We start from the raw sequence: 26,427 nt of genomic DNA, 5'->3' as shown, positions 1-26,427 counted from the left end.
TCCTCTGTGTATATATAATTTTATTTATTTTCTTCAAAATATTTTATAAGCAAATCTAATTGTGGTTTTACCTTGTCTGGCTTTAAAACTGCCATTTGAGCAGATTTTACATCCTTGAGGCCACTACCAGAAACGATAAAGGCTACACTCTCATCTGGCCCTATAGCTCCTTCACCTGCTAGTTTCATAAGTCCTGCAAAACCTGTTACACCCGCAGGTTCTCCAAATACCCCTGTATGTCTTGCAAGAACTGTCATAGCATTTAATATTTCTTCATCACTTACATCTACCGCAATTCCCTTACTTTCATTTAGGGCATTAAGTGCCTTGTATCCATTTCTAGGTATACCTACAGAAATACTGTCTGCTATTGTTTTTGGAGCTATATAATCAAATTCGAATTTATTGTTTCTAAACGCTCTGTTCACAGGATTTGACCCCTCAGCTTGTACTGATACCATTACTGGTAGCTTATCAATTAACCCAAGGTCATAGAATTCTTTGAAACCCTTCCACACTCCTGCAATAGAGCAACCATCACCAACGGACATAATTACCTTATCAGGAACTTTAAAATCTAGCTGCTCACATATTTCAAAAGCTGCAGTTTTCTTTCCCTCAACCAAATATGGGTTAATGGCGCAGCTTCTGTTATACCATCCAAAATGTTCTACTGCCTTTAGGCAAAAATCAAAGGCTGTGTCATAATCTCCATCTACTAGGATTACTTTGCTTCCAAATACTAAAAGTTGTGCAAGCTTTCCTTCTGGAATTGTCTCTGGAACAAAAATATAATTTTCAATTCCCATACAAGCGGCAAAGCCAGATACTGAAGATGCTGCATTGCCTGTTGAAGCAGCACATATCACATTTTTTTTAAGTTCAATAGCTTTCGCAATACCAACTGCTGAAGCTCTGTCCTTAAAGGAGGCAGTAGGATTCCTTCCTTCATCTTTCACATAAATATTTTTTATATTTAAAAGTTTTTCAAGTCTGCTAGATTTATATAAAGGCGACATTCCTATTTGAAGCGGTGCCGCTCCTGTTAATCCCTCCAAAGGAAGAATTGGTAGGTACCTCCATATATTAGTATTTTTGTTTTCCTTTAAATATTCTTTAGTCAGCTCATTCTTAATGAGCTCCATATCATAAATGACATCAAGGGTGCCGGAAGTGCCACAATGAGGACAATTATACATGACTTCTTCGCTTACAACCGCTCCACATTTAGAGCATTTCAAGTACTTAATTTTTTTCATGTTTCACCTCTGCCTTTTTTATTTTTTTACACAAGCTGTAAAGACAAGTTTATTCATACTTATATATGAGAAATTTAAATTGTGAATCTATAATTTACCAAGCAACAATTGTGCCAAATTATGGAGTAGCTACATAGCTGATATCAACGCTTAAAGTAGGTATTTTTTCAATTTTTAAAAAAAAAATATCATAATGATAAATATTATCATTATGATAAAAATACTCTTTTTCTGAATTTTCAATCTTTCAAAGTGTTAATGAATAATAATTTATCATTTTGATAAATTATATTCTTCGATTTTTCTATATAATGTCGCTATTCCTATACCAAGTTTCATAGCTGCATTTTTTTTACCTTCAGTGGTTTCACCGCACTTTTCCAGTGCATTTTTTATAGCGTTTTTTTCAAGATATTTAAGTGTATATATCTCATCCTCATTATTAAAAATATTAATTGTATTATGAAAAATACTTTTAGGTAAAATTTCTTTTGTTATTATACCATCAGTACCCATCATATTAATAATATATTCCACAGTATTCTCTAGTTCTCGTACATTACCTGGCCATTCGTAGTTATAAAATATTTGCCATATGTCACCCCCTAATTTTATATCTAAAAAGTTTTTATTGAATAAACTGCAATATTTTTCAATAAAAGTTTCTATAAGTAGTTTTATGTCTTCCTTTCTTTCTCTTAGTGGAGGAATTTCAAGAGGGATTACATTTAATCTATAGTATAAATCCTCTCTAAATTTGTTTTCCTTTATGGCTTTTACTAAATCTTTATTTGTTGCGGCTATCACCCTAACATCGATATCAATAGTTTTATTTGAACCTATTCTTGTAATACTTCTCTCTTGCAGGACTCTTAAGAGTTTAGCTTGAAGGTAAAGAGGCATATCCCCAATCTCATCTAGCAATATGGTACCTTTACTCGCGAATTCAAACTTGCCCATTTTACCCATAGGATCTGCACCTGTAAATGCGCCTTTCGCATATCCAAAAAGTTCGCTTTCCAGAAGCATATCTGGAATAGCACCACAATTTATAGCAATAAAAGGCTTGTCCTTCCTGTTACTTTCATCGTGTATAGCTCTTGCAAACATCTCTTTTCCAGTACCACTTTCTCCAGTTATAAGAACTGTAGATGAAGACATTGCAATTTTCTTAACCTTTTGCTTTAATTTTAAAATTTGTTCTGATTTCCCAAAAATGTCCACACTCTTTATTATTTTATTAAAGGCCGTAAAATTTGATAACTTTTCTTTGAATTTTTTTGCATCCTGAAAGAAAAACATCCTATCATATTGCGCTTCATTAAATTTTATAGGGTATATGCTACCAATAACAAAGAAAACCTCTTTATCTACCATTAGTTTGTATTCCTGAAGATCAAAAACGTTATCTCCACCTATCTTAATTTGAACTTTATGATTTATAAAATTTCCTGATAAATTTAGTTCTTTTAAACCATTTTCATTTATATTGGTAATACAATTGTCTTTGTCTAGTATAATTACACCCTGCTCAATTTTATCTACAACAAAATTCAGAAGTTGTAGCAAGGTCTGTGCTCTCATTTTTTCTCTTTTTTCATAGGCGGTACTACTTATAAACTCAGAAATCTGATGAAGGAAGGCCATGTATATATCAAAGCTTGCCATTAGATGTTCCTTTTGATCGTTGTTACTACATATTAAACCAATTACCCCTATAGTGTCCTCATTTAACTTTATAGGTGTGCTCATTTCAAATTCTTCTCCGCAGAGTTCTCTTTTAGGGCAAGGGATGCAAAGTTTATCTTTTCCTGGCTCATATATAATCTGTGATTCTCCAGATTTTATAACCTTTCTATAAACGTACCCTTCTTTCGATATATCTTCATCTATTTTATCTTTATAGATTCCTGTACCTGCTATTCTAATTAAATTATCATCTACTATTTCAACTTCTACCTGAAGAATCTGGGATATAATATTTGCATATTTAATTACTGCTTCCTGTATGTTTTTCAATATGGAGTTCAATACTGTTATTCCTCCTTCGCAAATAATAATTTAAACTGTACCTAATACTGATTTTAAACTTTTTGTATATTTAAGTAAAGACATAAAAAACCTATATCTTAATTAGTAAGTAAATTAAGATACAGGCTTTTTTTAGTATTGCAAGTCTAATTTTATTCCTTAAATGTTTTTGGAATTGCATCTTGAGGCAACTTGCCATCTAGCTCTAAATAATAATGACGAATAGGCTTCAAATTATCATCTAGTTCATATACAAGTGGAATTCCTGTAGGTATATTCAAATTTACAATATTATCACTGGATATGTTATCCAGATATTTTACTAGTGCTCTTAAAGTATTTCCATGTGCAGAAATTATAACCTTCTTACCTTCTTTAATTTGAGGGGCTATTTCCTGGAACCATTCCTCCATTACCCTCTTTATAGTATCCTCTAAATTTTCAGTTGTAGGAATCTGGTCTTCTCTTAATTCACTATATTTTAATTCCTTCCCTGGATATCTGTCATCAGTTTTCAAAAGTTCTGGTGGTCTTACGTCTACATATCTTCTCCATTTATGAACTTGTTCATCTCCATATTTTTCTGCAGTTTCCGTCTTGTTTAACCCTTGCAGAGCGCCATAATGCCTTTCATTGAGTTTCCATGACTTATATACAGGAATCCACATTAAATCCATCTCATGCAGTGCAATCCAAAGAGTTCTAATTGCCCTTTTTAATACAGAAGTATATGCTATGTCAAAGGCATATCCATTTTGTTTAAGAATTTCACCTGCTTTCCTTGCCTCAATTAAACCATTCTCTGATAAATCTACATCTGTCCAACCGGTAAATCTATTTTCTTTATTCCAAAGGCTTTCACCATGTCTTATTAATACAAGCTTAATCAACTTAATCACTCCTTTACTAATTTATATACTACGATTATTTGTATTTAGATTATTATACTCCAAATCATTGTACATATCCAATAAAGCTAAAACCAACTGTATAAAAATAAATTCAAATATTTTTTATTAACTTTGTTTACCTTTTAATGATAAAATTGTCTTATTAGTATAAGGAGCTTTTAAAGATACTAAAAAAGGAGGGAAAGATGGATAGCCAGTTGTTATTGGATTTATATAAAAGACAAGCCAAAATTATTTTTGGCTATCTAATTAAAAATGGATGCACAAAAGAAGAGTCTGAAGATATTATTCAAGATAGCTTTCTGAAGGCAATGCAATACATGGATGGCATATCAAAAGAAAAACTTTCCTCCTGGTTGTTTACGGTAGCTCTTAATGAATTTAGAAACCGAATAAAAAAACATAAAAAGCAATACCTACTAAGTATTGATGAAGAAGAATTTTACAACAATTTTACAAAGGAGGAAGACTTCACAGAAAGGCTACTTTTAAAAGAACGATGCAATGAAGTTAAAAATTGTCTTAATAAACTTAAAGATGGAAATAAGAATTTGCTAATTTTAAAGTATGAAATGGAACTTTCTTATAAAGACATAGCAACACTTTTAGGAATTAAGGAAACTGTAGTTAAAACCTACCTATATAGATCTAGGAAAAAATTTGAAAAGGAGTGGTTAATGCATGAATGATAACTTAGATCAATTATTTGATGAAAAGAAATTAAATAAGGCAATTAAAATGGGAAAAATAAAATCAACAATAAGGACCGCTATAATATCTTTAGTTGTGACAATCATTGTAATAACTCTAGGTTCTTATTTTAATACTAAGCTAAGTTTAAAAATGAGTGAACAATCCTTCAAGGATAATGAAGAATTCGTTAAACTCTCTGTACCAAATGGTTTTATAAGTCAATCTATAGATAATATTGGGTTTTTAGGTGGTAAAGGCACTTACAAAGTCTCTAAAGCTATAGGTTATAAGTCTGTAGTAATACGGGAAATACCTTCTATGTTTGGTTATTCTCTCAACAACCCTGTATTAAAATTTTTAGGGTATTCGCCCAATTTTCCTCTAACTAGATATTCTGGCGGACCCACTATAAATGAACCCCAAGATGGCTGGCCTGTTAATTATTCAGAGAATGGTTATAGAAGAATGATGTTCTTTCACCCTGAAATTAACTATAAAGGATATAAAGATGACTTAAGTAATTTAGATAAATTTTCAGATGATAAACTTATTGAAGTAGCTATATCTTTTGATAAACCATACAAGCATTATGAGTTAATATCTTTTTTAAATAATAGTAAATTTAATATATCCTGGTACTGGCTAGATGCTTTTACAAATGAAGATATGAAAACAAGCAAACAAGAAGCAGATCTATCCTCTAGCAATGGTGCTTATATAGATGAGCATAATGCCCTCGGCGTAAATGTTAAACCCCAACACTTTGAAACAGGATATACTGACTTATTAAAGTTACTAAAAAATTCAAAACTAGAAAAATACAACTTAATATACAACGCAATGATGGCTAAAGGCTATAAAGACTACAATAGTGTACCAATCCTCGGCGTTATAGTGTATGGCACAAAATCCGAACTTAAAGTATTAATAGGAAACCCCGCTATTAAAGCTTCCTCCTTCGGAGTAATTACAAGTAAATATTGATTTTTGAAATATTCACTAAAAAAGCTGTCTTACCAAGAAAATATTTTCTAGGTGAGACAGCTTTTGTTTATTTATGTTCTTAATTCTTTATAAGGCTTATTTATAAAATAGGCTACCTCCTACTTATTTGAAAAATAAAAATATGCTCCACCAATAACAGCTAGAATAGCTAAAATTAGTAACATTACTTTTACAGTACTAACTGGAGATTCACCATCAACTTCACCGGTTTGCCCGTTTATCATAAACCTGTATACCTTAGTTTTATAAATATACGCAGAAATCCATATAGGTAATAAAATATGCTTAAATTTTATAGCATCATAGGCAGTTGAAAAGCTTAAGTTTCTGACTTCATCTCCACCTATATGTTGCCTAATTTCACCACTTAAATCACTTTCTATTTTCTCCTCAGCTATTTTCCAACCTGATTTTAAATCTATGCTATACCTTTCAGCTAAAAACCCTGATAAAAATTCTGGTTTATACAAGACAAGTTCCTTTAGATTAAAGGGTTCCAATTTACTTATTATATGATTATTAATTTGCGCTGACGCATTAATTAAAATATCATCATAAAACTTAGAATAATCTCCAGATACATAGCTCCATGATGTTTTTCTAACTTGCTTTGTAACCTGCTTTCTTTCACCATCCTCCTCAACCCATTCAGTTTCAGTTACATAGTAATAGGTGCCTCTTTCTGCAGTATAATCTGAAAATGTATGGCTATCATATGTCCAGAAAGGTATGTATACCCCCTTCATTTTGTTCATATTATAATTAGATTTAAGTGCTCTAGGAGCAAAAAATAACTTCTTTATCCAATTTGAAAATAATACTCCTGCAGCATCTTTGGATATAACAAAGGGGATTAGTGACTCTGGCACTATACCTGCAACTTCCTGGGTTTTTATTATATGTGAAGAACCACAAAAGGCACAAAACTGTGCAGTACTATTTTCATCAAGCAAGGTCTGCGCTCCACAACTCTCACACTTAATTATTCTTTTTTCATTTTCCCAGTTCTTATTTTTAGTATTCTCTGCAATATAAAAGTCATTTTCAATTATATTTGTTTTTTCAAAGTTAACTTCACTTTCATTTGAACAATATAGACATACTAATTTTTGTTTTTTAGGCTCAAATACCATGTTTCCACCACAAGATGAGCAAAGAAAACGTTCTGTTTGTTCCTGTTTAATAGTATTATTTTCAGCACAAGGTGTTTCACCCATATTCTCTCCCCCTAATACATCTCTTGAAAAATTATCATTAAGCTAATATATTTTCCCTCATAGTATTTTTTAAGATTTAAGCATTTGAAGTTCCACATTCAGGGCAAAACTTTGCACTTGGGGACATTTTAGCTCTGCAATTTGAGCAAAACTTTTCTAAATTCTGAGAACAACCACATTCAGGGCAGAATTTTGCATTACTATCAACATCTGCTCCACATTTATTACATTTATTCTTCAACTGTTCTAATGATTTTCCACATGCATTACAAAATTTATGATTGCTGGATACTTTTGAATGGCAATGAGGACATTCAACTGTACTAATCTCAGAAGAATTTTGCGAATACGAATTTCCTTTTAGTGATTCTGCCATAATATTACCAATAGCTGCCCCAGCTCCTATGGAAGCTCCTACGCCACCCATACCACCTGGATTTTGAGCAGCATCTCTTATTGCTTCTGCAGCCTGATATTGAGTATACTGATTTAGATTTCCAAGCACTCCCATAGAGGTTCTCTTGTCCATAACTTTTTCAACTTCTTCTGGAAGAGATATATTTTCAATTATTAGGGTTTTAAGCTCAAATCCAAATTCATAAAATTTAGGTTGTAATTTATTTTTAGCTTGCTCACTTAACTCATCATAATTCATAGCAAGATCCAGTGCAGCTATTTTAGATTCACCTAATAAATCTGTAATACCTGATAAAATAGTACGTTTTAGTTGTCCTGAAATGCTTTCAGTATCAAACTGCTGATTAGTTCCAAAAACCTCTTTTAAGAATATTTCAGCATTAACAACTCCATAAGAATAAATACCATATCCTCTTAATCTAAGCATTCCAAACTCTTTATCACGCATCATTATAGGATTTGACGTACCCCACTTCTGATCTGTAAATTGTTTTGAATTAACAAAATACACTTCTGCTTTAAAAGGAGAATCAAAGCCATACTTCCATGATTTTAGCTTAGTAGTTATAGGCATGTTTTCAGTAGATAAAGTATATCTACCTGGATAAAATACGTCTGCTATAACACCCTCGTTAACAAATACCGCAAGTTGAGATTCTCTTACAGTTAATTGCGCTCCCATTTTTATCTCTTTGTTTTCTACGGGAAATCTATATACCATTGTATCTGTAGTATTATCAGTCCATTCTATTACTTCAATAAATTGATTTTTAATAAAGTCAAATAATCCCATATATAAAACCTCCTATTAATCCTTAAGAGCACATAACAATTTTAATAAATTCATCTATTTATAATTTTCTATACCCACTTACAAAATCCCTTTTTTACGACATTATTTCTTATAAACACCCCATAAGCGGTACCATTATTATTTTGCTATATATATTTATAATTTAACTTACTAAAAATGAATGAGTATACTTTATATAAATATGAGCCATTTTATAATTAAGAATATAATATATTAAATTCACAAACTTTATCTTATTTATATTCCATATTAACCTTGTTTACACCTAATAAGAACTATAGTATATTAGATAATAAACAAAATCAATCTTGACTATTGCAATCTAATACAAAATAATTTAAAAATCCTATAAAGGGGTGATAACCATGGAAAGTTTCATTACGCCTAAAAGTACTAACTTTGAAGAGATTCAATTTAATATATATGATTCAAAAACTTCATATTATGGTGGAAGCCAGTACTGGTTTCCAAAGAAATTTCATAAACTTAGCGGTTGTGGCCCTGTTGCTGCAGCAAATATAACTGCATATTTAGCTCAAACTTTTGAGGATAAATATCATGCGCTATATCCCTATAAGGGTATTGCAAATAAGGTGGATTTTACTTTTCATATGATTGAAATCCGAAAATACGTAAAGCCAGGAATCTTTGGACTTACCTCTGTTCGAAAGTTCTCTGATAGTGTTTTAGCTTTTGCAAAAAAAAGAGGTGTATCTTTGGTCCCTCATATTTTAGATGATAATGCCTCTACTATGCAAGACGCTATAAACTTTATCTCTAAGGCGCTATCTCAAAAACTTCCCATTGCTATCCTAGTTCTTAAACACCCACTAGTGGAATTCAAAGAATATACTTGGCACTGGATGACTATTACTGATTTATTGCTTAATTCAAAATATAATATATATTATCTTTCAGTTTCCACCTATGGGGAGCGTCGAGATATAAATTTAGACTTACTTTGGAATCAAAGACGTTCAAAAGATATAATTAATCTAGCATATTTCACCTAAGAAGCTACATTCAAACTCTTCATTAGCATTAGATATTTAAGTACAATTGTTTTTCAGGAGTTAAATCATCTCCTGCGGAAATGTCGTTAAAATAATGATATATATTTTAAAAAAGGAAGTTCATTAAATGAACTCCCTTTTTTTGTATTTCGAAAAATCATAAAGCATTACAATTTAAAATTGCTCATGGAATTTTGTAATTCTTCAGCCATGGTAGTTAAGTTTTCAGCAGCACTCGCTACTTCTTTCATTAATTCTGTCTGCTGCTGTGAACTAGCTGATACATTTTGAGAATTTTCTGATGATTCATTAGATATTCTCGATACATTTTCAACACCCTCAAGCATATTGTGGGTACCTGCACTTATTTCTTCTACTACAGCAGCTATGTCCTGCATCTGAGATGACATAGAATTAACATCCTGCAATATATCTGCAAAGGATTTACCTGCCTCACTAACCATTCTAGTTCCGTCATTCACAGCTATAGTACCATTATTCATAGCTTGCACCGCATTTACAATCTCACTTTGAATTTCATGTATTAATCCAGATATATTTCCTGCAGCCCTCGCTGATTGCTCTGCAAGTTTCCTAACTTCATCAGCAACAACAGCAAAACCTCTACCTTGCTCCCCTGCTCTAGCCGCTTCAATAGCTGCATTTAAAGCGAGTAAATTAGTTTGCTCTGCAATAGACGTTATTGAGGATACTATACTTCCTATTTCCGTAGATTTATCTCCTAATACTGACACTACTTGTGATGAAATAGCTACTTTTTCACTAATATTATTCATATACTGGACAGCAGAATTTACAACTCCATTACCTTTTTCAGCTTTGGTAAATGTAGCTAGTGAAACATTGGTAACTTCTTGAACATTTTGTGATATTTGTTCTATACCTTTAAATATCTCTTTTGCTACTCTTGATGCATCAAGGGCAATTACTACCTGCTTTTCACTTCCCTTGGCAACCTTTTGAATAGCGAGTGATATTTCTTCTGCTGACTCCTGAGTTTGATCTGAACTTGCTGTAAGCTCTTCTGATGTTGCTACAACCTGTTCTAAACTTTCTATGGTACTCGTAACTAGCTTTCTTAAATTATTAGTCATTTTATTTAAATTACTTCCCATTTCCCCTAATTCATTTTTACTATTAATATCTAATATCTTCGTTAAATCCCCTTCTGCAATAGCGAAAGAAAGATCATTTACCCTCTTTATGTTTTTTGTTATGTATGAACTAAATAGAAGAACTACGATAATAATTAAAATTGAAGCTACTATTAGAATTGCAGTAATCTTTAACAATAGATTTTGGAGTGATGCATAAAGTTCACTTTCAGGCATTACTAATGCAACTATCCAACCTGTTTCCGGTACTAATTCATAATAGACTTGTTTTTTACCGTCCACATCTTTATACCCAGCATTCCCATTTTTATCTTTTACAATTTTTTGACCTACTTCAGCTATAGCTTTATTAGAATTATCACTAACCTTTAATTTCATTATATTTTCTTTGCTAGTACCTGCTAAATATGTTCCGTCACCACTTAAAAGGACGGCTTTCCCAGCATTACCAACCTTAATTCCAGCTATTTTTTTTTGAATGGCTACTAAACTCATATCAGCTGTAGTAACTCCAATAAAATTATGATTGTCATCATAAAAAGGAGCTGTAGCTGTTACCATAGCAATCTTAGTTACGGCATCAACATATGCAGAAGACCAAACAACAACCTTATTAGTATCTTTACCTAAAGTATACCATTCCTCTTTAGTGTATTCATATTGTGTAGTTATATACTCATCTGAATATTTGGGTTTTCCATTTTCTTTAAATGCATATGGCGAAAAATACTTTAAAGTTGCATCGTATTTATAAGGTTCAAACCATATTCCGAGTCCAAAAGTGTCTTCATTGGTACTTATACTCTTTTGTGTAAGAGAAACAAAATTATCTTTTTTCATGATTTTACCCATAGATTCCACACTTTTTGATATTGAAGCTGGAATTTGACCATTTTTTTGTAAGTCTGTTTGTATGGAATTTATTGTTTCTTTCAATTGATGAGTCATTTTTTGCTCAATCTCACTGTTTATTGTTTTTTTCGAATTATTATAAGCAAAGATTCCTATAGCCATAACAGTTATTAAAAATACAGGTAAAATTGATGTTAATATAATTGTATTTATTTTCTTTGCTCTATTAAATAATGTAAAGCTTGAATCTTTAGCTTGTTTCATAATTTCCTCCTAATTTTTATTTTTAGTTTATACATTTATCGGTTTTATTTTAAAATCCTTTATATGTTTTTTTACATTAGCATCATTCTTAAGATAAAATTCATTAATTAAACTCCTTTTTTCATTATCAATTATTTCCTAAATAACTAAGTGTCTCTTCTTGTCAGACACACTAGTTACTATAATGGAAGCACCCGAGAGAACAATTTTTAAAGCCAAAAATGTATATAGACTACCTAAGAAGCTAGTCTATATACCTTATGTAAATCAACTGAGTAAGGCCACCTTGCTCAGTATGATTCAATTACCACAATAAAAACTACATTTGATGCTCTGCTTATTTTTTAAGCAATTTAACTTCAACCTTAGTTCCCTTTCCATATTCACTTTCAAAATTTAATTCACCCTTATGTAGATTTACTATTTCATTTGATATTGCAAGTCCCAGTCCACTTCCTGATTTTTTTGAATTTCCTTTGTAAAACTTTTTGGTAATGTTTTTTAAATCTTCTTTATTTATTCCTATACCGTTATCTTTAATAGTTATTGCTATATTTTCCTCATTCTCTACATAGCATATACAAATTTCTTCCCCCTCATTTGTAAACTTCAATGCATTATCTAGTATATTGATAAAAACTTGTTTTAGCCTGTTTTTATCTCCATCAATAAGTATCGTTTCGCAAATATTGTAAGTTAGTATAATTCCACTTTTCTGTGCTCTTGGCTGAAATTCCATAATTATATTTTTTAAAAGTTTTCCTATATCAATTTTATCTATGTGAAGAGTAATCCTGCCAGATTGAAATCTTGAAAAGTCTAGAAGTTCCTCAACCATTAGTGATAATCTTTCGCTTTCTTCAACTATAATATTAAGTGCTTCTTCTTTTTTAACCTCATCAATAAATTCTTTCCTTTTTAATGTTAAAGCCCAACCTTTTATAGATGTTAATGGTGTCCTAAGTTCATGTGATATGGATGAGATAAATTCATTTTTCAATTTATCATTTTTTAATATTTCCTCAGACATATAATTTAAAGTATCCGCCATTATACCTACTTCATCATTATATTTTTTATCTACTCTTGTTGAAAATTTACCACTAGCCATTTCTTTAGCTGCATTTGTTACAGTTTTTAACGGTTCTACAATTGTTTTCGACATGATAAGGCTCAGTATTGCTGTGGCTAAAATAACAAGGACTCCTATTAGCACAAACATAAAAAATATATTTTTAAGTAGTTTATTTACCATTTCCATTGATGTTATAAATCGTATAACTCCAACTGCTTTACCATTTGATGTTAAAGCCTTTGAAACTGCCATTATACTTTCTTGGCTTTCTTTTGATTTGCCCTTGAATACCCCTATTCCCCCTTTTATTGCTTGGTCAATGTCTGGAGATTTTATCTTTATCCCAGTTGAAACTCCTTTATTATCATTAATTACAATTCCATTTGTATCCACTATCTGAATTTCTGCGTCTGTTAAATAAGAGAAATTACCTGTTATATCATTAGATGCCGTTGAAATATCTGTATCCGCAAAATATTTTCCGTAAAAATTACTTGAAATCTCAGCTTGGTTCTTTAATATATTTTCAATGGTATTATTATAATATTTTTTTATACTAACCATAAGTATGGACTCAAATATAACTACAATTAAAATTATAAGTATTAAGTAACTTACTGTAAGCCTTGTCTTAATACTTCTCAACGCATTCCCTCCTTTAACACATAAAAATAAATAAAAATTCAGTATGCTAGCATCTTTGACTTGTTATTTGTTTTTATGTGCCTTATTTCCCAAACCTATACCCCACTCCCCAAACTGTTTGTATATAAATAGGCTTTGATGGATTATCTTCTATTTTTTCTCTTATTCTCCTTACATGAACATCAACAGTCTTTATCTCTCCAAAAAAGTCTTCTCCCCAAGCTAAATCTAAAAGTTTTTCCCTAGAAAGTGCTTTGTTTATACTTTCCATAAATACTTCTATAAGAGAAAACTCTCTAAATGTGAATTCTATTTCTAAATGATTTTTATAAAACTTTTGGGATGATTTATTAAGTTTCAATTGTCTATAGATAAGAACATCTGAATTAAGGTTATTTCTTTTTATTTTTCTTAAATTAGCATTTATTCTTGATATAAGTTCCATAGGATTAAAGGGCTTGACCATATAATCGTCAGCCCCAATATCAAGCCCTATTATTTTATCCATATCCTGTGCCTTTGCTGTTAGCATTATTATACAGCAAAGGCAACAGGTTTCTCTTAATCTTTTACATACTTCATAGCCATCTATATTAGGTAACAATATATCAAGAATTACTACATCTGGTTTTTCAGCTTCATACTTAATTAACCCTTCTTCCCCTGAGGATGCTTCTATAACTTGAAATCTACTTAAAGACAAATTTAAAGTTATAAAATCTCTAATGTGTTTTTCATCCTCAACAACAAGAACCTTTTCATTCATTAATTCCACCCCAAATCATTATTTTATTTCATCTAATGGCTCTATACTTTCTTTTACAACTTTACATATATAGAATTCCTTTTTTTGAAGGTTTTTAGCTATAACCAAATATTTTTGGTAATATTGTAGTCCCTCATCATCTTGTTTTAGCCCATAACATGACTTTACAAGTCCCAAATAAATATCTTGTAATATATTTTCTTCTTGTATGTACCCTAAGCTATCTTTATCGTCTTTATCCTTTTTATTTTTGTCTAGCTTCTTAAGTTGTTTTATAGCCACCTCTTCAGATAACTGCTTTGCTTCATTATACTTTTTAAGCCCATTTAGTGCCTGTGCCTTTAGTACAGAAAAATCATCTTCAAATCCTTTAGATGGTCCATTTTCATCATTCATAGCATCAATACCTTTTTTAATAGAATTAAGAGCATCATTATACATATTTGATTTCACCTGTGCATTAGCTAAAAAATACCAATGTGAAACATCGTTGGAACCCTTAGACATTATGTCTTTGTAATATTTTACTACTTTTTTGAAATATTGTGGATATAAATCTTTAGCATAGGTAAGTTTTTCACCATCAAATCTAATTAAAAAAACTCCATAGCATTTATACGGAAGATATAATGACCATCCTGCAAACACAAATCCCTTTTTATCGTTTTCTAAAGAAGCACTTACTACCTCCATCTTATTCCATATTCCTAAATCCACTTTGTTTATCTTATCATCATTAAAGGTAAATAAGTTATATATCGCCCTTCCATTGGTAGAAATGAGATTTCCAAATAGCAAAGTTTTTTTATCCTTTCCATACATATCTATAAACTCACTTTTTAATATTTCATTTCCTTGACCTTTGTGCTCATATATTTTATTCCATTTTCCTTCTTTTTCTTTAATTACAACAAACCCATTTTGAAAGGATTGTGGAGTATTAAAAAAACCTATAATTTCATCTTTTTTATCATTATCAAGATCCACCTTAATAACAGGCTTTCCGGTAGCTATCTTTGATACATCCACTAGCTTTGATTTAATAGGTAAAAATTGTTTTGCTATTGAATTTATGTCTTCCTTTTTAACCTGTGATTCTAATATTTTTGGTGACACTATTACTTCACTTGGACTTGGTACACTACATCCCCCTGTAAACATTAAAGACGCCACTAGCGATAAAGTTAATATAGATTTTCTATTCATATAAAACACCCCTTAATTTTTTTCCTGTCTATGCTTCTATTCTAAACCTTATTTAAAATTAAATAGTTACATAGAAATAAAAAATAGTTAGAGAAAAGTAAAAAATTCTTGGCTAAAACAAAAAAAAATTGATAAGGCTAACTTTACAGTTAATTTTATCAATTGATATTATAGCTATTTTTCTACAAACCCAAATTTCATCCAAGACTCTAAATATTCTAATAAAAAGATTTCTTCTTTTGCAATTTTTCCAACCACATTAGTCTTACCGCTATTTTTCATATCTTTTAATGCAATTTGAAGTTCTCCTGCATACCTTGTATATAAGGAGGATTCAATTAAAACATCTCCTCTTTTAATATCAGGAGTGTTAAAAGGGGGAAATTCGCAATTTTTGTACTTGACTCTACTTTGCGTGGATCTAGCAACATACTCTGATACATCACCACGATTGAAATGAAACTCTTCCAAAACAATTTTTCTTTCCAATTCCGGAATATTGTCCTGCAATTCTACTGTAAATTGCAACATATCCTTGTTTATCCTACTTAATTTTTGTAATTCCTCTTCACTTGCAAATGCATTGCCTATTATTATATCATCAATTACTCCAGTACATAGTAAATGCTTAGCCTGTATTTCTATTGGTAAATTTCTATGCATTTCTAAAGTACAAAGGCCTTCTGATAAAGGCCAAGGTCCAAACTTAGCTACATTAGAATTTATAAAAGCAGCAGTCCTAATGCCTAATTCTTTAAACTGTTTGCTACACTTTGTAAAGTGTTCATAACTTAATCCAGTATAAAGATGAGGATAAAAATTATGACAGCCTAAAATGTTATCCACATTAGGCTTATAAGATAAAATATTATCCACATATTTGCTTCCATTACTCATATTTAATTCAATTTTTAATCCATAGGGATTAAAGGTCATAATAGATTCTTCTATCCCACTAAAACCTAAATCCAATCTTATACCATATACACCTAGTTCTTTAAAAAATGATAAATCTTTAAAAGTCGTTCCAAATTTTTCAAACACAGCTGGTTCCACATCTGCAATTACTTCCATACCACATTCATTTGCAAAAGCCACCATTTCTTTAAATTCAATTATGCTATTTTCTAAATTTCTATCCTCTAAAGAAATTAAGCAAGTAAACATCCTTTTAAATCCATATTCACTTGAAAGTTTAATATATGCTAAATTTTTTTCTTTGTTCCCATTATGAGGGTACACTGAAATTCCAAGTTTATTCATTTTTATTGCCTCCACAATTATATTTTCAGAAAATCTAGTTAGTCCTTATAATTTGCTATAAATTCTTTAAGTGAATTTACTGCCTCAGCTTCATCTTCACCCTCTGCTAATACGGTTAACTCATCACCTTTTATTGCAGCCATTGATAAAATTGATATTATACTTTTTCCGTTATAATTTTTTTCCTCTTTTATAATATTTATCTGACTTTTATATTTTGATGCTTCCTTTATAAGTAAAGCAGCAGGTCTTGCGTGAAGTCCTACCTCATTTCCCAAAATTACTTTTTCACTTTTCAATGTATTTCCTCCTTTCCATAAATTATCTAACATCAATATTTTTTTATAATTGTAAGAATAATTACTTTTATTTAACATCACCATTAAATCATCATTTATAAAATATTGGTAAGTATTTTTTATGTGCCTCAAGCATTTCATCAAGTATTTTCTTAGCCAAAGTATCAGATGGAACTAATGGATTAATAGTCATTGCTAATAATGCTTTATGATAATCACCTGTTATTGCAGCTTCTACTGATATAATTTCAAAAGCTTTAATTTGCATTATAAGCCCTTGTGTTGCTATAGGAAGTTCACCTAGGGTGCATGGGACAGGTCCCTCTTTTGTAATAACACAGCTTATCTCAACCGCTGAATCTCTCGGAATACCTGAAATCGCACCATTATTTCTAGTATTAACTACTTGGATATCTTTCCTATCATTATAAATTGATTCAATTAATCTACAAGCCGCATCACTATAATAAGCACCTCCACGTTTTTCAAGTTGTGGTGGTTTTATATCTAAATTTTGATCTTTATAAAGTTCAAATAATTCTTTCTCAATTTGTTTTACAACCTCACCTCTTGTTCCTAAGGTCTCGGCTTCACTTAATTCATTGTTTAGCATTTCATCTGCCTTATAATAATATCTATGATATGGACAAGGTATTACCCCTAACGCCTTTATAAAATCTTTTTCCCAATCTAAATCTATTATATTTTTCATAGACATATATGCATCACCATTAAGTATAGTGTCTATAACCTTTTCAGTAACGCGCACCCCATCTAAATATACATTTAGTCCATAAACCATATGGTTTAATCCTGCAAAATCTACACGGATACGGTTTGGTTCTACCTCTAAAGCTTTTGCAATATTCATTTCCATATGTATCGGTACATTACATAGCCCTACTACTTTTTTAATTTTTCCATATTTTAAAACTGCTTCTGTAACCATCCCTGCTGGGTTAGTAAAATTTATAAGCCATGCATTAGGACATAGTTTTTCCATTTCCGTAGCTATGCCTAATATAACTGGGATAGTTCTAAGAGCCTTAAATAGCCCCCCCGGTCCGTTAGTTTCTTGTCCTATAACTTTATATTTCAGCGGAATTTTTTCATCTATAATTCGGGCTTCTAGTCCCCCTACTCGTATTTGAGTAGTTACGAAATCAGCATCCTTTAAAGCAGTTGTCCTGTCTAAAGTTCCATAAACACTAATTGGTAAACCTGATTTTTTAATCATCCTATTGGCTAATTCACATATTATGTTTAATTTTTCTCTGCCTTCTTCAATATCTACAAGCCAAATTTCTGTTACTGGTAATGTATCATATCTTTTTATAAATCCCTCTATTAATTCTGGTGTATAACTTGAACCCCCACCTATTGTAACAATTTTAAGTCCCATCATATATGCACTCTCCTCTTTATATCGCATATAGCCATGCATAACTCCATTTTACTTAGTCTGCTATCTTTTCATATAAAGCAATAAATTCTGTTGCCAAATCCTTTACTGTTATCGCATTCATCAAATGATCTTGGGCATGTATCATTAATAGAGATATCTCCACTCCTTGTCCTGATATTTCTTTTTGTATTAATTGTGTTTGAATTTTGTGAGCATTGTTTAATTCTACTGATGCTTCCTTAAGGGTTTCTTTTGCTTTTAAAATATTACCATTTTTAGCTTCTACTATTGCTTGCATACTTATGCTTCTAGCGTTTCCACCTAAAACTATAAGTTGCATTATTACTTCTTGATTATCCACATTGTCCATAATTAACATCCCCTTTTTATTAGTTGAGAATTGAAAATTGAGAGTTAATTATATTTTTCCTAAGGGAAAAATCCATCTTAATTTTCAATTCTCCACTCTCAATTCTCAATTTAAAAAATATTACATATTCACATTAGGTTTCAATGAAGTAATTGTAGCTTGACTTTCTTCTTGTACGCACTTTTTGTCCCATGCAAGGAAGAAAGGATAATATATAACCATTGCTATTCCGAAGTTAACTATTTGAAGAACAGCTCCCGATATTTTTCCACCTGTTGCTAGAAATCCTCCAATAATCGGTGGTGTGGCCCAATGTACAACTATTCCCACTGGTTTTGCTACAAATCCACACTTCATGGAGAAATAAGTAACTACAACCAACACTAATGGTGTTAATATGAATGGAATAATAAGTAACGCATTCATTACAATTGGCATACCAAATATAACTGGCTCATTAATATTAAATAATGAACTTCCAATAACTGATTTACCAAAAGTTTTACCTTGCTTACTTTTAGCCCTTACTACCATTAAAATAACTAATGCTAAAGTAGCTCCTGATCCTCCTACATAAACCCATGAATCAAAAAACTGCTTACTAATAATTTGAGTAACTGGACTACCTGCTTTGTATAAATTTAAATTTGTTTCCATATAACTTAACCATACTGGCTCCATTAATCCACCAACTATAATTGCGCCATGAAGTCCGCATATCCATAATAAATGAATTAAAAATACAATAAGTAATGTTGCTGGTAAACTTGTGCCTAAATTACTAAGTGGTATTTGTATTAATTTAGTAATAAGTGCGTGTAAATTTCCATAAGGTGTTAATCCACATAAGCAATGAATAATGAACATAGTAAAAATACACGCTATACCTGGAATCATTGCTGCAAATGATTTTGCAATTGCTGGCGGTACACTTTCCGGCATTTTTATAGTTATATTTTTTTGTATAACACGTCTATATACCTCTGTTGATATAAATGCAACTATAATTGCAACAAAAACTCCTCCAGGACCCATATTACCAAACGAAACTCCCCATGCACCTTTTACGCCTCCACAGTCCTGTGGCGTTACTGTGAAAAAGCATGCTAAGGCTATAACTACTGCTGGTAGTTGGTCAACATGATAACTTTGAGCTAAATAATAAGAAATACCCATACACACTATTAGAGAAAATATCCAAAAAGTAGCATGAGCTGGCGCTGCTAAATACATTACCTGAAAATTTGGTCCAAATGTACTTGCTAACCACTTTGGCCATGCACCATTAGGTAAAGGTATGTTACATAAAATTAAGAATATAGAACCTGCAATTAAAAGTGGCATGCCTAAAACCATACCGTCCCTCATTGCCTGCATATGTCTTTGGGCCGCAACTTTAGATGCAACTGGCATGAGTCTTTTCTCAAGAAATGCTAATATCTTATTCACATTAATGCCCCCTTGTAATTAATAATAATTATTATTAATTATTACTCACCTTAACAATGATAAATCACCGTAATTTTCACTTTTCCTATAGAACTAACTTTCCTTCTGAAGTTCAATTAACTTCATTGCATACTCAAGTACAGCTTTTCCATTAATTCTGCCATAATCAATCATGCTAATTACTTCAACAGGGATGTGTTGCTCTTTTCCCATTTTTTTCAAATCATTAAGTTTAAACCTAATTTGAGGTCCTAATAATAAAACATCTGCATTTTGTATATTATCTACTACTTGAGCTTCCCCTATAGCCCATATTTTTGACTCTATACCCATTTGTACTGCCGCTTCTTGCATTTTTTTCACTAGCAAACTTGTAGACATTCCACCTGCACAGCATAATAAAATATTCATTTCCACCCCCCCCATCACATTTTAAATTTGTATATATATAGTAATAGCAACATCTGTGCCAAAACACCATGTTGCTAAATTAATAGATAGTCCTACAAACCATTTACAGCTATGGACCCATTATTGTTGCTACTTATTTTAATCCAAAATATTTACAAAATTGAAACTTACGTCTAACCATAATATGGTCTACAGTTTACACTGTTTTATTTTTTTTCAATATATTTTATAGTGTTTCAATAATTCACTTAGTGTTTTAATGATTTCGTTTACAATGCATTTTTTTAAACACTATTTAAATAGTGTTTTATTCTTCAAGCTTTTCAAATTGCATTTTCCTTTTTTCTATTATATTCATAATATAGCATACTTCATCATCCATTATATTTATCTTGTATTTTTCTTGTATAAAGAACAATGAATTTTTCACTATATAATATAATCCTTTATTGTTATGGATGTATTTATTTTTATCCCCATATTGTATAAATTTTTCTCCTGATTTTAATCTGTCTATCATGCAACTAATATGAAGGGTAATACCAATTAAATCTTCAACAGCTATTTTTTCTTTTATACTTTTCTGAATTTTAGAAATAAATTGTTCTACATCTTCAAAAACTTTTTCCCCCTCAACATTTTTCAAATGATTTTTTAAGGTTTTTCCCATACCGTAATAGGTACTTTGAATATCAACTATTTTTTGTATGTCACTAATAGCATTTAACCCTATAACTTGTTCTAAGCTAAATTGAGGTATTTCAGTATTTATATTAAAATGAGACACTATTGCTATAATTTCCTTTTCCTTACCAAGTGTAATTATTCTACTCTCAATTTTTTCTTTATGAATTAAATTGAGTGGAATAATTTCACATAATTTATCATCAATTTTTAAGTTATCCAAAAGTAAATTTTTAATTGCTATTGCACTTCCCTCTCCAGTCATGCATATTGTTACTATTGCCATTGTTTTACACTTTGTTTTTTCTATGATTTCGTTTTCAACAAATGGCATTATGTCATAACAATCACTATATATATCATCTAATTTATATCCAAGAGATGATTTTCTTGTTGCTTCAATAACATGCAACGTACTAACCAAAGAAATTACTTTAACTGGAATTTTAAATTCTTTTTCTATAACTTGACCAAAAGTAGTTAATGACCCCATATCAGTTAAAAAAATATATCCAGCTTTTCTAGTATCTTTTCTTACATATTCTCTTACTTTATTTAAGATTTCATTAGCACTAACATCAAGCGGTGCATCAAAAGCCACAGCATACTCTATTCCTAAGAGAGTATTAGCAGTTTGCACCATGGATGTAGCAGTACTATTTCCATGTGCTATAACAAGTACACCTGAGTTATTAACTGTATTTTCAATGTTTTTATGGTCTAACACAAAAAACATGGCTATAAATCCAGCCTCATCCACTGGTAATTTTATATCTAGATTGCTTTCTATTATCTCTAAGCATTCCAATGCTACATTAAATTCATTTTTATATTCATTTTTAATTTTTTTAATTTGAGGATTAATTATTATTTTATTATTTTTAACTCTATCAACAAGGGTTTTTATATGGAATGATAGGCCAAAATATACCTTTTGGCTAAAATTTTTATTTAACTTTAATTCACTATACTTTAAAATCTCTTCCACCACATGCACAATAAATGGATCTACTAAATTTTTAATATTAGATACATTTATATTATTGTTTACTCTACTTATATATTGCGCAAAATATCTGCCAATATCTTCTTCCATTGTTTTTTCTAAACAAATATCACTAATTCCTTTAGCTCTTAATTCATTAGCTTTTTCATCAATAATCTCATATATGCTTTGTTGTTTTTTCTCAAAATCGAAAATTTCCTCATTAGATTCATTATTAAACACGTAATACTTGTTATCTATACCAATAATACTATTCCAAATTTGCCTATGCTCCTTTTCCTTATATAAACCTTCTCTAACATAAACAGGCAAATCAGAGCTATTTATTTTTACGACCTGTTTTTTATTACTTAAAAAATCAGCATATGCCTTAGCACAAGAAAGCTGAATATCTGTTTTAAGTTGTCCAACATTATTTTTGCAATTATAACTAAAAAGTGCTCTTAAGGAATTAATGGACACTGAAACATCTCTGCTTAGCCTATGAGATTCTTCTGTGAAAAAAGTTCTTATTAACTTAAATCTTTCTTGAAATCCGCGTTCTTTTAAGCTAGGTATTTTTATAATCATAGGAATTCTTCTTGTAAAAGTTGTAAGCAAATTAGAATCTGGATTTTCAGTAGTAGCTGAAATGAACATCACTTCTGAGGTTCTTTCCTTTTCGCTTTCTCCAAGCCTTCTAAATATACCCTTATCCATAACTGTAAAGAGCATTTCCTGACCTTCAGATGGTAATCTGTGAACTTCGTCTAAAAATAATATCCCCCCCTGTGATTTTTCTATTAAACCCTGCCTATCGCTATCAGCCCCAGTATATGCGCCCTTTTTCACACCAAATAACTGACTTAAAAGAAGTTGTGGATTATTTGAATAATCTGCACAGTTGAAAATTATAAATGGAGAATCCTTCTTGATTTTACCTGCTTCTAATGCATATCTGTACATTAGTTCTGCAAACATTGATTTTCCAACACCTGTTTCGCCTAAAATAAGCGTATGCATTCCTTTAGGCGGATATAATATAGCTGCCTTAGCGTACTCCACTGCTACTGATAGACTATTATTTTCTCTTAAATATCTGTCAAATACACATTCATTCTTGCACTGAACCTTTTCATAATTAACAGTAAATAATACAGGTCTACTATTACTTTTTTTTACTTTACCTTCAACACATAATTTATTTAAATCACTACTTACATTCGCTCTAGTAAGCCCTAATGCTTCTGCTAAATAGTTTGCATTAATTCCATCTTGATAACATATAGCTTTTAAATTTTCATAAATAATATCAATTCTCTTCATATTTACACCCCTCTATTATTATTTTTTTTGGGGGAATAACAAATTATTTTTTGTTTTTCTCTTCTGAATTCCTATACCTTTGAATTAATTCCTGTTTAACAAGCCAAAGTTCCAAAGATAAATCTACATAGTATTTATGAGGGTTAGAAAATCTCCTAACTTCCTCCCATATGCTGTCTACTTGATTTTTACAGTAAATTCTTATTTCTTCTATGGTTGGTAATTCATATACACATTCTCCCTTAAGGAAAACTGGAACTTGAAGCTTTTTAGCATAAAAATTAGTGACTTTTTTCTTCTTCCAAGTATAAACTGGGTCAAAGATATTATAAGGTACTGATTCATTTATAACCTCCTCCGCCAACGTGATAACATCAGCAATTGCCTTATGTGTATCTTTGTCATATAATCTCCAAATCATTTTGTATCCTGGATTGATAATTTTTTCTTCATTTTCACTTAATTTAATTCTTGGTGAAATCTCTCCATCTTCTTCAACAGCTACTAATTTATAAACTCCACCAAATACTGGTTCTGATTTAGCGGTAACCATTCTTTCACCAACACCAAATATATCTATTTCAGCACCTTGATTTAATAAATCAGTAATGATATATTCATCTAGACTGTTTGAAGCTACTATCTTACAATCTGTAAGACCTGCATCGTCAAGCATAATCCTTACTTGCTTTGAAAGGTATGCAAGGTCCCCACTGTCTAGCCTAATTGCTTTTAATCTCATTCCAATAGGTTCTAGCACATCCCTGGAAACTTTAATGGCATTAGGAATACCACTATTTAAAACGTTATAAGTATCAACAAGCAGTGTGCAGGAATCAGGGTAAGTTTTTGCATAGGTTTCAAATGCCTTATATTCATCTCCAAATAATTGTATCCAGGAATGGGCCATTGTACCAGTTGCAGGAACTCCAAACATTGTTTCTGCCATTACAGTTGCGGTACCCGCAACGCCACCTATATAAGAAGCTCTTGCGCCCATTATAGCTCCATCAGCTCCATGTGCCCTTCTTGCTCCCAGTTCTAAAACTGGTCTCCCTTTTGCAGCCCTAACAATTCTATTGGCCTTAGTGACTATTAAGCTTTGATGATTAACTGTTAATAAAAGCATTGTTTCAATAAGTTGTGCATCAATTACCTTAGATTTAACAGTTACAAGTGCTTCATTCGGAAATACCGGTGTTCCTTCAGGTATTGCATAAATATCTCCAGTAAATTTAAAGGTTAATAAGTATTGTAAAAATTCCTCCGCTAGAATTCCTTTACTTCTTAAGTAGTCAATATCTTCTCCAGTGAATTTAAGCTTTTTGATAAAATCAATAAGTTGCTCCAATCCTGCAACTATTGAGTAACCTGCTCCATCTGGATTCTTTCTGTAAAACATATCAAAATACACAATAGTATCTGAAAGCCCATTTACAAAATATCCATTTGACATTGTTAGTTCGTAAAAATCCATTAACATTGAAAGGTTTCTTTCATCTTTAAGATTGAATTTGTTTAATATTTTACTCATTTATATCGCTCCCTCTTAATTGTTAAATTATACTATCTACTACTTCTATACCATTTGATTGCATTTCCCATAGTGAAATAACTTTCATTAAAGCCATCATATAAATCCCTCTTTTTTAATTTAATATTTTATTTCCATTATTCATCAAAAAAACTATGTTCCCAACTTTCATTAAACATATAACAGATTGCAGGTCTTCCTGATGTTAATTTTTCTTTTTCAGTCTTTATTACCATTTTTTTAATTTTTCTTCTAAAATTAGCTCTTGAAAAAGGCTTTTCTAAATGTAGTATTGCTTCATAAACTTTTTGAATTTCTCTTAGCGTAAAATATTTAGGTAGAAGGGTAAATGCTATAGGTGTATATTCTATTTTATTTTTTAATCTTTCAATGCCACAATACACCAAATCAATATGATCAAAGGCAAGTCCCTCTTTACTCCATCCTAAAAGCTCATAAGAAGGTACTTTAATTGAAATAACACCATTTTTAATAAATCTCTCAGTGACAAGATACCCTATCTTAATCTCACCGTCATCAGAAACAAAAGTTAAATTGTAGGTATCCACTCTCTCTATTCCTGAATTATTAGAAGAAATAAAATCCTTTCTTACTGTAAACCATTGTGCAAAACTTGCGTCATCTCCCGCTACTTCCTTAATATTAGTTTTATCAGCTAATGCTAAATAAGCTATTGAAATAACCCTCATCCTTGGATCCCGCTGTACTAAATCACCGAAAGTTTTTAACTGTTCAAAATATACGCTCTCAACATTAGTTTCTTCTTTCAATTCTCTAAAGCAAGCAGTACTTAAGGCCTCATCAATATGTACAAACCCTCCTGGAATAGCATAGCATCCCATGTATGGATGGTCTGCCCTTTTTATTAAAAGCAATTTTAGTGCTTTATCTGGGTCTTTCCCCTCTACGGGTACATCATCTACCGTGAAAAGTAACATATCCACTGTATTCGCTGGCCTATCATAATCTCCTGGTATGTAACTATCTAAAAACTGCTTCTCAGTTAATCCGTCTTTATTTTTCATATCTATATTTCTCATAATCAGTTTTCCTTTCTTATTTGTTATTTTTATGACTATGTAGAATCAGCAACCTTTGTATTGTTTTGATACTATAACCTTAGCACCATTTTAGTACAAAGTCAATACATTTGAAACAACTACTAAAGATTTAATCTTTTCATGATTTGGTTGTAATTCAGGCCTACTAAATAGCTATATAAACGCCCTATAGGCATCTTGTATATATTTTCGACTTTTTGATACAATAATATGTTAATATTCAATTGTTTGTGCAACCTTGAAAATAGTTCTAAAGAAAATATATAGTTACATATTCTAGTTTTCATAGATTTCTAATAATCACCATGATTTCAA

The 26,427-nt window shown here is 30.9% G+C and carries 21 protein-coding genes; 3 read left to right on the top strand and 18 right to left on the bottom strand.

The features are described 5' to 3' along the window. Window positions 1–20: 20 nt before the first annotated feature. The 3 genes from thrC to gpmA all read right to left on the bottom strand — a co-directional run bounded on the left by thrC (window position 21) and on the right by gpmA (window position 4,180). Entirely contained in the window at window positions 21–1,259 is a 1,239-nt protein-coding gene (gene thrC / locus Ctaglu_RS15480) for a threonine synthase (protein WP_125003286.1), read from the bottom strand. Between the two features lie 273 nt (window positions 1,260–1,532). Further along, window positions 1,533–3,290, bottom strand: coding sequence for a sigma 54-interacting transcriptional regulator (locus Ctaglu_RS15475; RefSeq protein ID WP_233439807.1), 1,758 nt, complete (start codon window positions 3,288–3,290; stop codon window positions 1,533–1,535). Window positions 3,291–3,442: 152 nt separating this feature from the next. Next, the gene (gene gpmA / locus Ctaglu_RS15470) at window positions 3,443–4,180 is read right to left on the bottom strand and encodes a 2,3-diphosphoglycerate-dependent phosphoglycerate mutase (protein ID WP_125003284.1); all 738 of its coding nucleotides are present in this window, start codon (window positions 4,178–4,180) and stop codon (window positions 3,443–3,445) included. Between the two features lie 206 nt (window positions 4,181–4,386). Between gpmA and Ctaglu_RS15465 the strand changes: the two genes are divergently transcribed. Then, on the top strand, window positions 4,387–4,890 hold the full coding sequence (locus Ctaglu_RS15465) for an RNA polymerase sigma factor (RefSeq protein WP_125003282.1): 504 nt from the start codon (window positions 4,387–4,389) through the stop codon (window positions 4,888–4,890). Continuing rightward, window positions 4,883–5,878 carry an anti sigma factor C-terminal domain-containing protein gene (locus Ctaglu_RS15460; RefSeq protein WP_125003280.1) on the top strand — a complete coding sequence of 332 codons (996 nt, stop codon included), beginning with the start codon at window positions 4,883–4,885 and terminating at the stop codon, window positions 5,876–5,878. The genes Ctaglu_RS15465 and Ctaglu_RS15460 overlap by 8 nt, the downstream gene beginning before the upstream one ends. A gap of 119 nt (window positions 5,879–5,997) precedes the next feature. Here Ctaglu_RS15460 and Ctaglu_RS15455 read toward each other — a convergent pair whose 3' ends face one another. Further along, the gene (locus Ctaglu_RS15455; protein ID WP_125003278.1) at window positions 5,998–7,116 is read right to left on the bottom strand and encodes a hypothetical protein; all 1,119 of its coding nucleotides are present in this window, start codon (window positions 7,114–7,116) and stop codon (window positions 5,998–6,000) included. 76 nt (window positions 7,117–7,192) lie between these two features. Beyond that, window positions 7,193–8,326, bottom strand: coding sequence for an SPFH domain-containing protein (locus Ctaglu_RS15450; RefSeq protein ID WP_125003276.1), 1,134 nt, complete (start codon window positions 8,324–8,326; stop codon window positions 7,193–7,195). Window positions 8,327–8,712: 386 nt separating this feature from the next. Here Ctaglu_RS15450 and Ctaglu_RS15445 point away from each other — a divergent pair, with 386 nt between their 5' ends. Then, complete coding sequence (locus Ctaglu_RS15445; RefSeq protein WP_125003274.1) at window positions 8,713–9,360, top strand: hypothetical protein; 648 nt, start codon at window positions 8,713–8,715, stop codon at window positions 9,358–9,360. Window positions 9,361–9,527: 167 nt separating this feature from the next. On the opposite strand, the gene Ctaglu_RS15440 is transcribed toward Ctaglu_RS15445, so the two are convergent. From Ctaglu_RS15440 to Ctaglu_RS15380, 13 genes are all read right to left on the bottom strand, one after another. Further along, a complete protein-coding gene (locus Ctaglu_RS15440; protein WP_125003272.1) occupies window positions 9,528–11,612 on the bottom strand; it encodes a methyl-accepting chemotaxis protein in 2,085 nt (694 codons plus the stop codon). 337 nt (window positions 11,613–11,949) lie between these two features. Further along, a complete protein-coding gene (locus tag Ctaglu_RS15435) occupies window positions 11,950–13,332 on the bottom strand; it encodes a sensor histidine kinase (RefSeq protein WP_125003270.1) in 1,383 nt (460 codons plus the stop codon). Window positions 13,333–13,414: 82 nt separating this feature from the next. Beyond that, complete coding sequence (locus tag Ctaglu_RS15430) at window positions 13,415–14,098, bottom strand: response regulator transcription factor (RefSeq protein ID WP_125003268.1); 684 nt, start codon at window positions 14,096–14,098, stop codon at window positions 13,415–13,417. Window positions 14,099–14,116: 18 nt separating this feature from the next. Beyond that, window positions 14,117–15,304: a hypothetical protein gene (locus tag Ctaglu_RS15425; RefSeq protein ID WP_125003266.1), complete on the bottom strand. Its 1,188-nt coding sequence runs from the start codon at window positions 15,302–15,304 to the stop codon at window positions 14,117–14,119. A 174-nt stretch (window positions 15,305–15,478) separates the two neighbouring features. Then, a complete protein-coding gene (locus Ctaglu_RS15420; protein ID WP_125003264.1) occupies window positions 15,479–16,567 on the bottom strand; it encodes a DUF871 domain-containing protein in 1,089 nt (362 codons plus the stop codon). Between the two features lie 38 nt (window positions 16,568–16,605). Further along, on the bottom strand, window positions 16,606–16,866 hold the full coding sequence (locus tag Ctaglu_RS15415; RefSeq protein WP_125003262.1) for an HPr family phosphocarrier protein: 261 nt from the start codon (window positions 16,864–16,866) through the stop codon (window positions 16,606–16,608). Window positions 16,867–16,957: 91 nt separating this feature from the next. Next, entirely contained in the window at window positions 16,958–18,271 is a 1,314-nt protein-coding gene (locus Ctaglu_RS15410) for a 6-phospho-beta-glucosidase (protein WP_125003261.1), read from the bottom strand. 52 nt (window positions 18,272–18,323) lie between these two features. Then, window positions 18,324–18,641 (bottom strand): PTS sugar transporter subunit IIA, encoded by a 318-nt coding sequence (locus Ctaglu_RS15405; protein ID WP_125003259.1) that lies wholly within the window; start codon window positions 18,639–18,641, stop codon window positions 18,324–18,326. A gap of 120 nt (window positions 18,642–18,761) precedes the next feature. Further along, on the bottom strand, window positions 18,762–20,090 hold the full coding sequence (gene celB, locus Ctaglu_RS15400; protein WP_125003257.1) for a PTS cellobiose transporter subunit IIC: 1,329 nt from the start codon (window positions 20,088–20,090) through the stop codon (window positions 18,762–18,764). Window positions 20,091–20,183: 93 nt separating this feature from the next. After that, window positions 20,184–20,501: a PTS sugar transporter subunit IIB gene (locus tag Ctaglu_RS15395; protein WP_125003255.1), complete on the bottom strand. Its 318-nt coding sequence runs from the start codon at window positions 20,499–20,501 to the stop codon at window positions 20,184–20,186. A 307-nt stretch (window positions 20,502–20,808) separates the two neighbouring features. After that, window positions 20,809–23,496: a sigma-54-dependent transcriptional regulator gene (locus Ctaglu_RS15390; protein WP_125003253.1), complete on the bottom strand. Its 2,688-nt coding sequence runs from the start codon at window positions 23,494–23,496 to the stop codon at window positions 20,809–20,811. Between the two features lie 43 nt (window positions 23,497–23,539). After that, window positions 23,540–25,030, bottom strand: coding sequence for a nicotinate phosphoribosyltransferase (locus Ctaglu_RS15385; protein WP_125003252.1), 1,491 nt, complete (start codon window positions 25,028–25,030; stop codon window positions 23,540–23,542). A gap of 137 nt (window positions 25,031–25,167) precedes the next feature. Next, a complete protein-coding gene (locus Ctaglu_RS15380) occupies window positions 25,168–26,091 on the bottom strand; it encodes an NUDIX hydrolase (RefSeq protein ID WP_125003250.1) in 924 nt (307 codons plus the stop codon). Window positions 26,092–26,427: the final 336 nt, after the last annotated feature.

Source organism: Clostridium tagluense (assembly GCF_003865095.1).
GTDB lineage: Bacteria > Bacillota > Clostridia > Clostridiales > Clostridiaceae > Clostridium_AD > Clostridium_AD tagluense.
Note: the sequence above shows the minus strand (reverse complement) of the source record. Positions and strands in the feature narration are given on the sequence as shown.

Excerpts from the sequence above, each read along its gene's own strand:
- Ctaglu_RS15395 (WP_125003255.1), bottom strand. The coding sequence starts at position 20,501 with ATGAATATTTTATTATGCTGTGCAGGTGGAATGTCTACAAGTTTGCTA.
- Ctaglu_RS15460 (WP_125003280.1), top strand. The coding sequence starts at position 4,883 with ATGAATGATAACTTAGATCAATTATTTGATGAAAAGAAATTAAATAAG.
- Ctaglu_RS15425 (WP_125003266.1), bottom strand. The coding sequence starts at position 15,304 with ATGAATAGAAAATCTATATTAACTTTATCGCTAGTGGCGTCTTTAATG.
- Ctaglu_RS15420 (WP_125003264.1), bottom strand. The coding sequence starts at position 16,567 with ATGAATAAACTTGGAATTTCAGTGTACCCTCATAATGGGAACAAAGAA.
- Ctaglu_RS15455 (WP_125003278.1), bottom strand. The coding sequence starts at position 7,116 with ATGGGTGAAACACCTTGTGCTGAAAATAATACTATTAAACAGGAACAA.
- Ctaglu_RS15390 (WP_125003253.1), bottom strand. The coding sequence starts at position 23,496 with ATGAAGAGAATTGATATTATTTATGAAAATTTAAAAGCTATATGTTAT.
- Ctaglu_RS15410 (WP_125003261.1), bottom strand. The coding sequence starts at position 18,271 with ATGATGGGACTTAAAATTGTTACAATAGGTGGGGGTTCAAGTTATACA.
- Ctaglu_RS15465 (WP_125003282.1), top strand. The coding sequence starts at position 4,387 with ATGGATAGCCAGTTGTTATTGGATTTATATAAAAGACAAGCCAAAATT.
- thrC (WP_125003286.1), bottom strand. The coding sequence starts at position 1,259 with ATGAAAAAAATTAAGTACTTGAAATGCTCTAAATGTGGAGCGGTTGTA.
- Ctaglu_RS15450 (WP_125003276.1), bottom strand. The coding sequence starts at position 8,326 with ATGGGATTATTTGACTTTATTAAAAATCAATTTATTGAAGTAATAGAA.
- Ctaglu_RS15405 (WP_125003259.1), bottom strand. The coding sequence starts at position 18,641 with ATGGACAATGTGGATAATCAAGAAGTAATAATGCAACTTATAGTTTTA.
- Ctaglu_RS15440 (WP_125003272.1), bottom strand. The coding sequence starts at position 11,612 with ATGAAACAAGCTAAAGATTCAAGCTTTACATTATTTAATAGAGCAAAG.
- Ctaglu_RS15380 (WP_125003250.1), bottom strand. The coding sequence starts at position 26,091 with ATGAGAAATATAGATATGAAAAATAAAGACGGATTAACTGAGAAGCAG.
- Ctaglu_RS15385 (WP_125003252.1), bottom strand. The coding sequence starts at position 25,030 with ATGAGTAAAATATTAAACAAATTCAATCTTAAAGATGAAAGAAACCTT.
- Ctaglu_RS15445 (WP_125003274.1), top strand. The coding sequence starts at position 8,713 with ATGGAAAGTTTCATTACGCCTAAAAGTACTAACTTTGAAGAGATTCAA.
- Ctaglu_RS15430 (WP_125003268.1), bottom strand. The coding sequence starts at position 14,098 with ATGAATGAAAAGGTTCTTGTTGTTGAGGATGAAAAACACATTAGAGAT.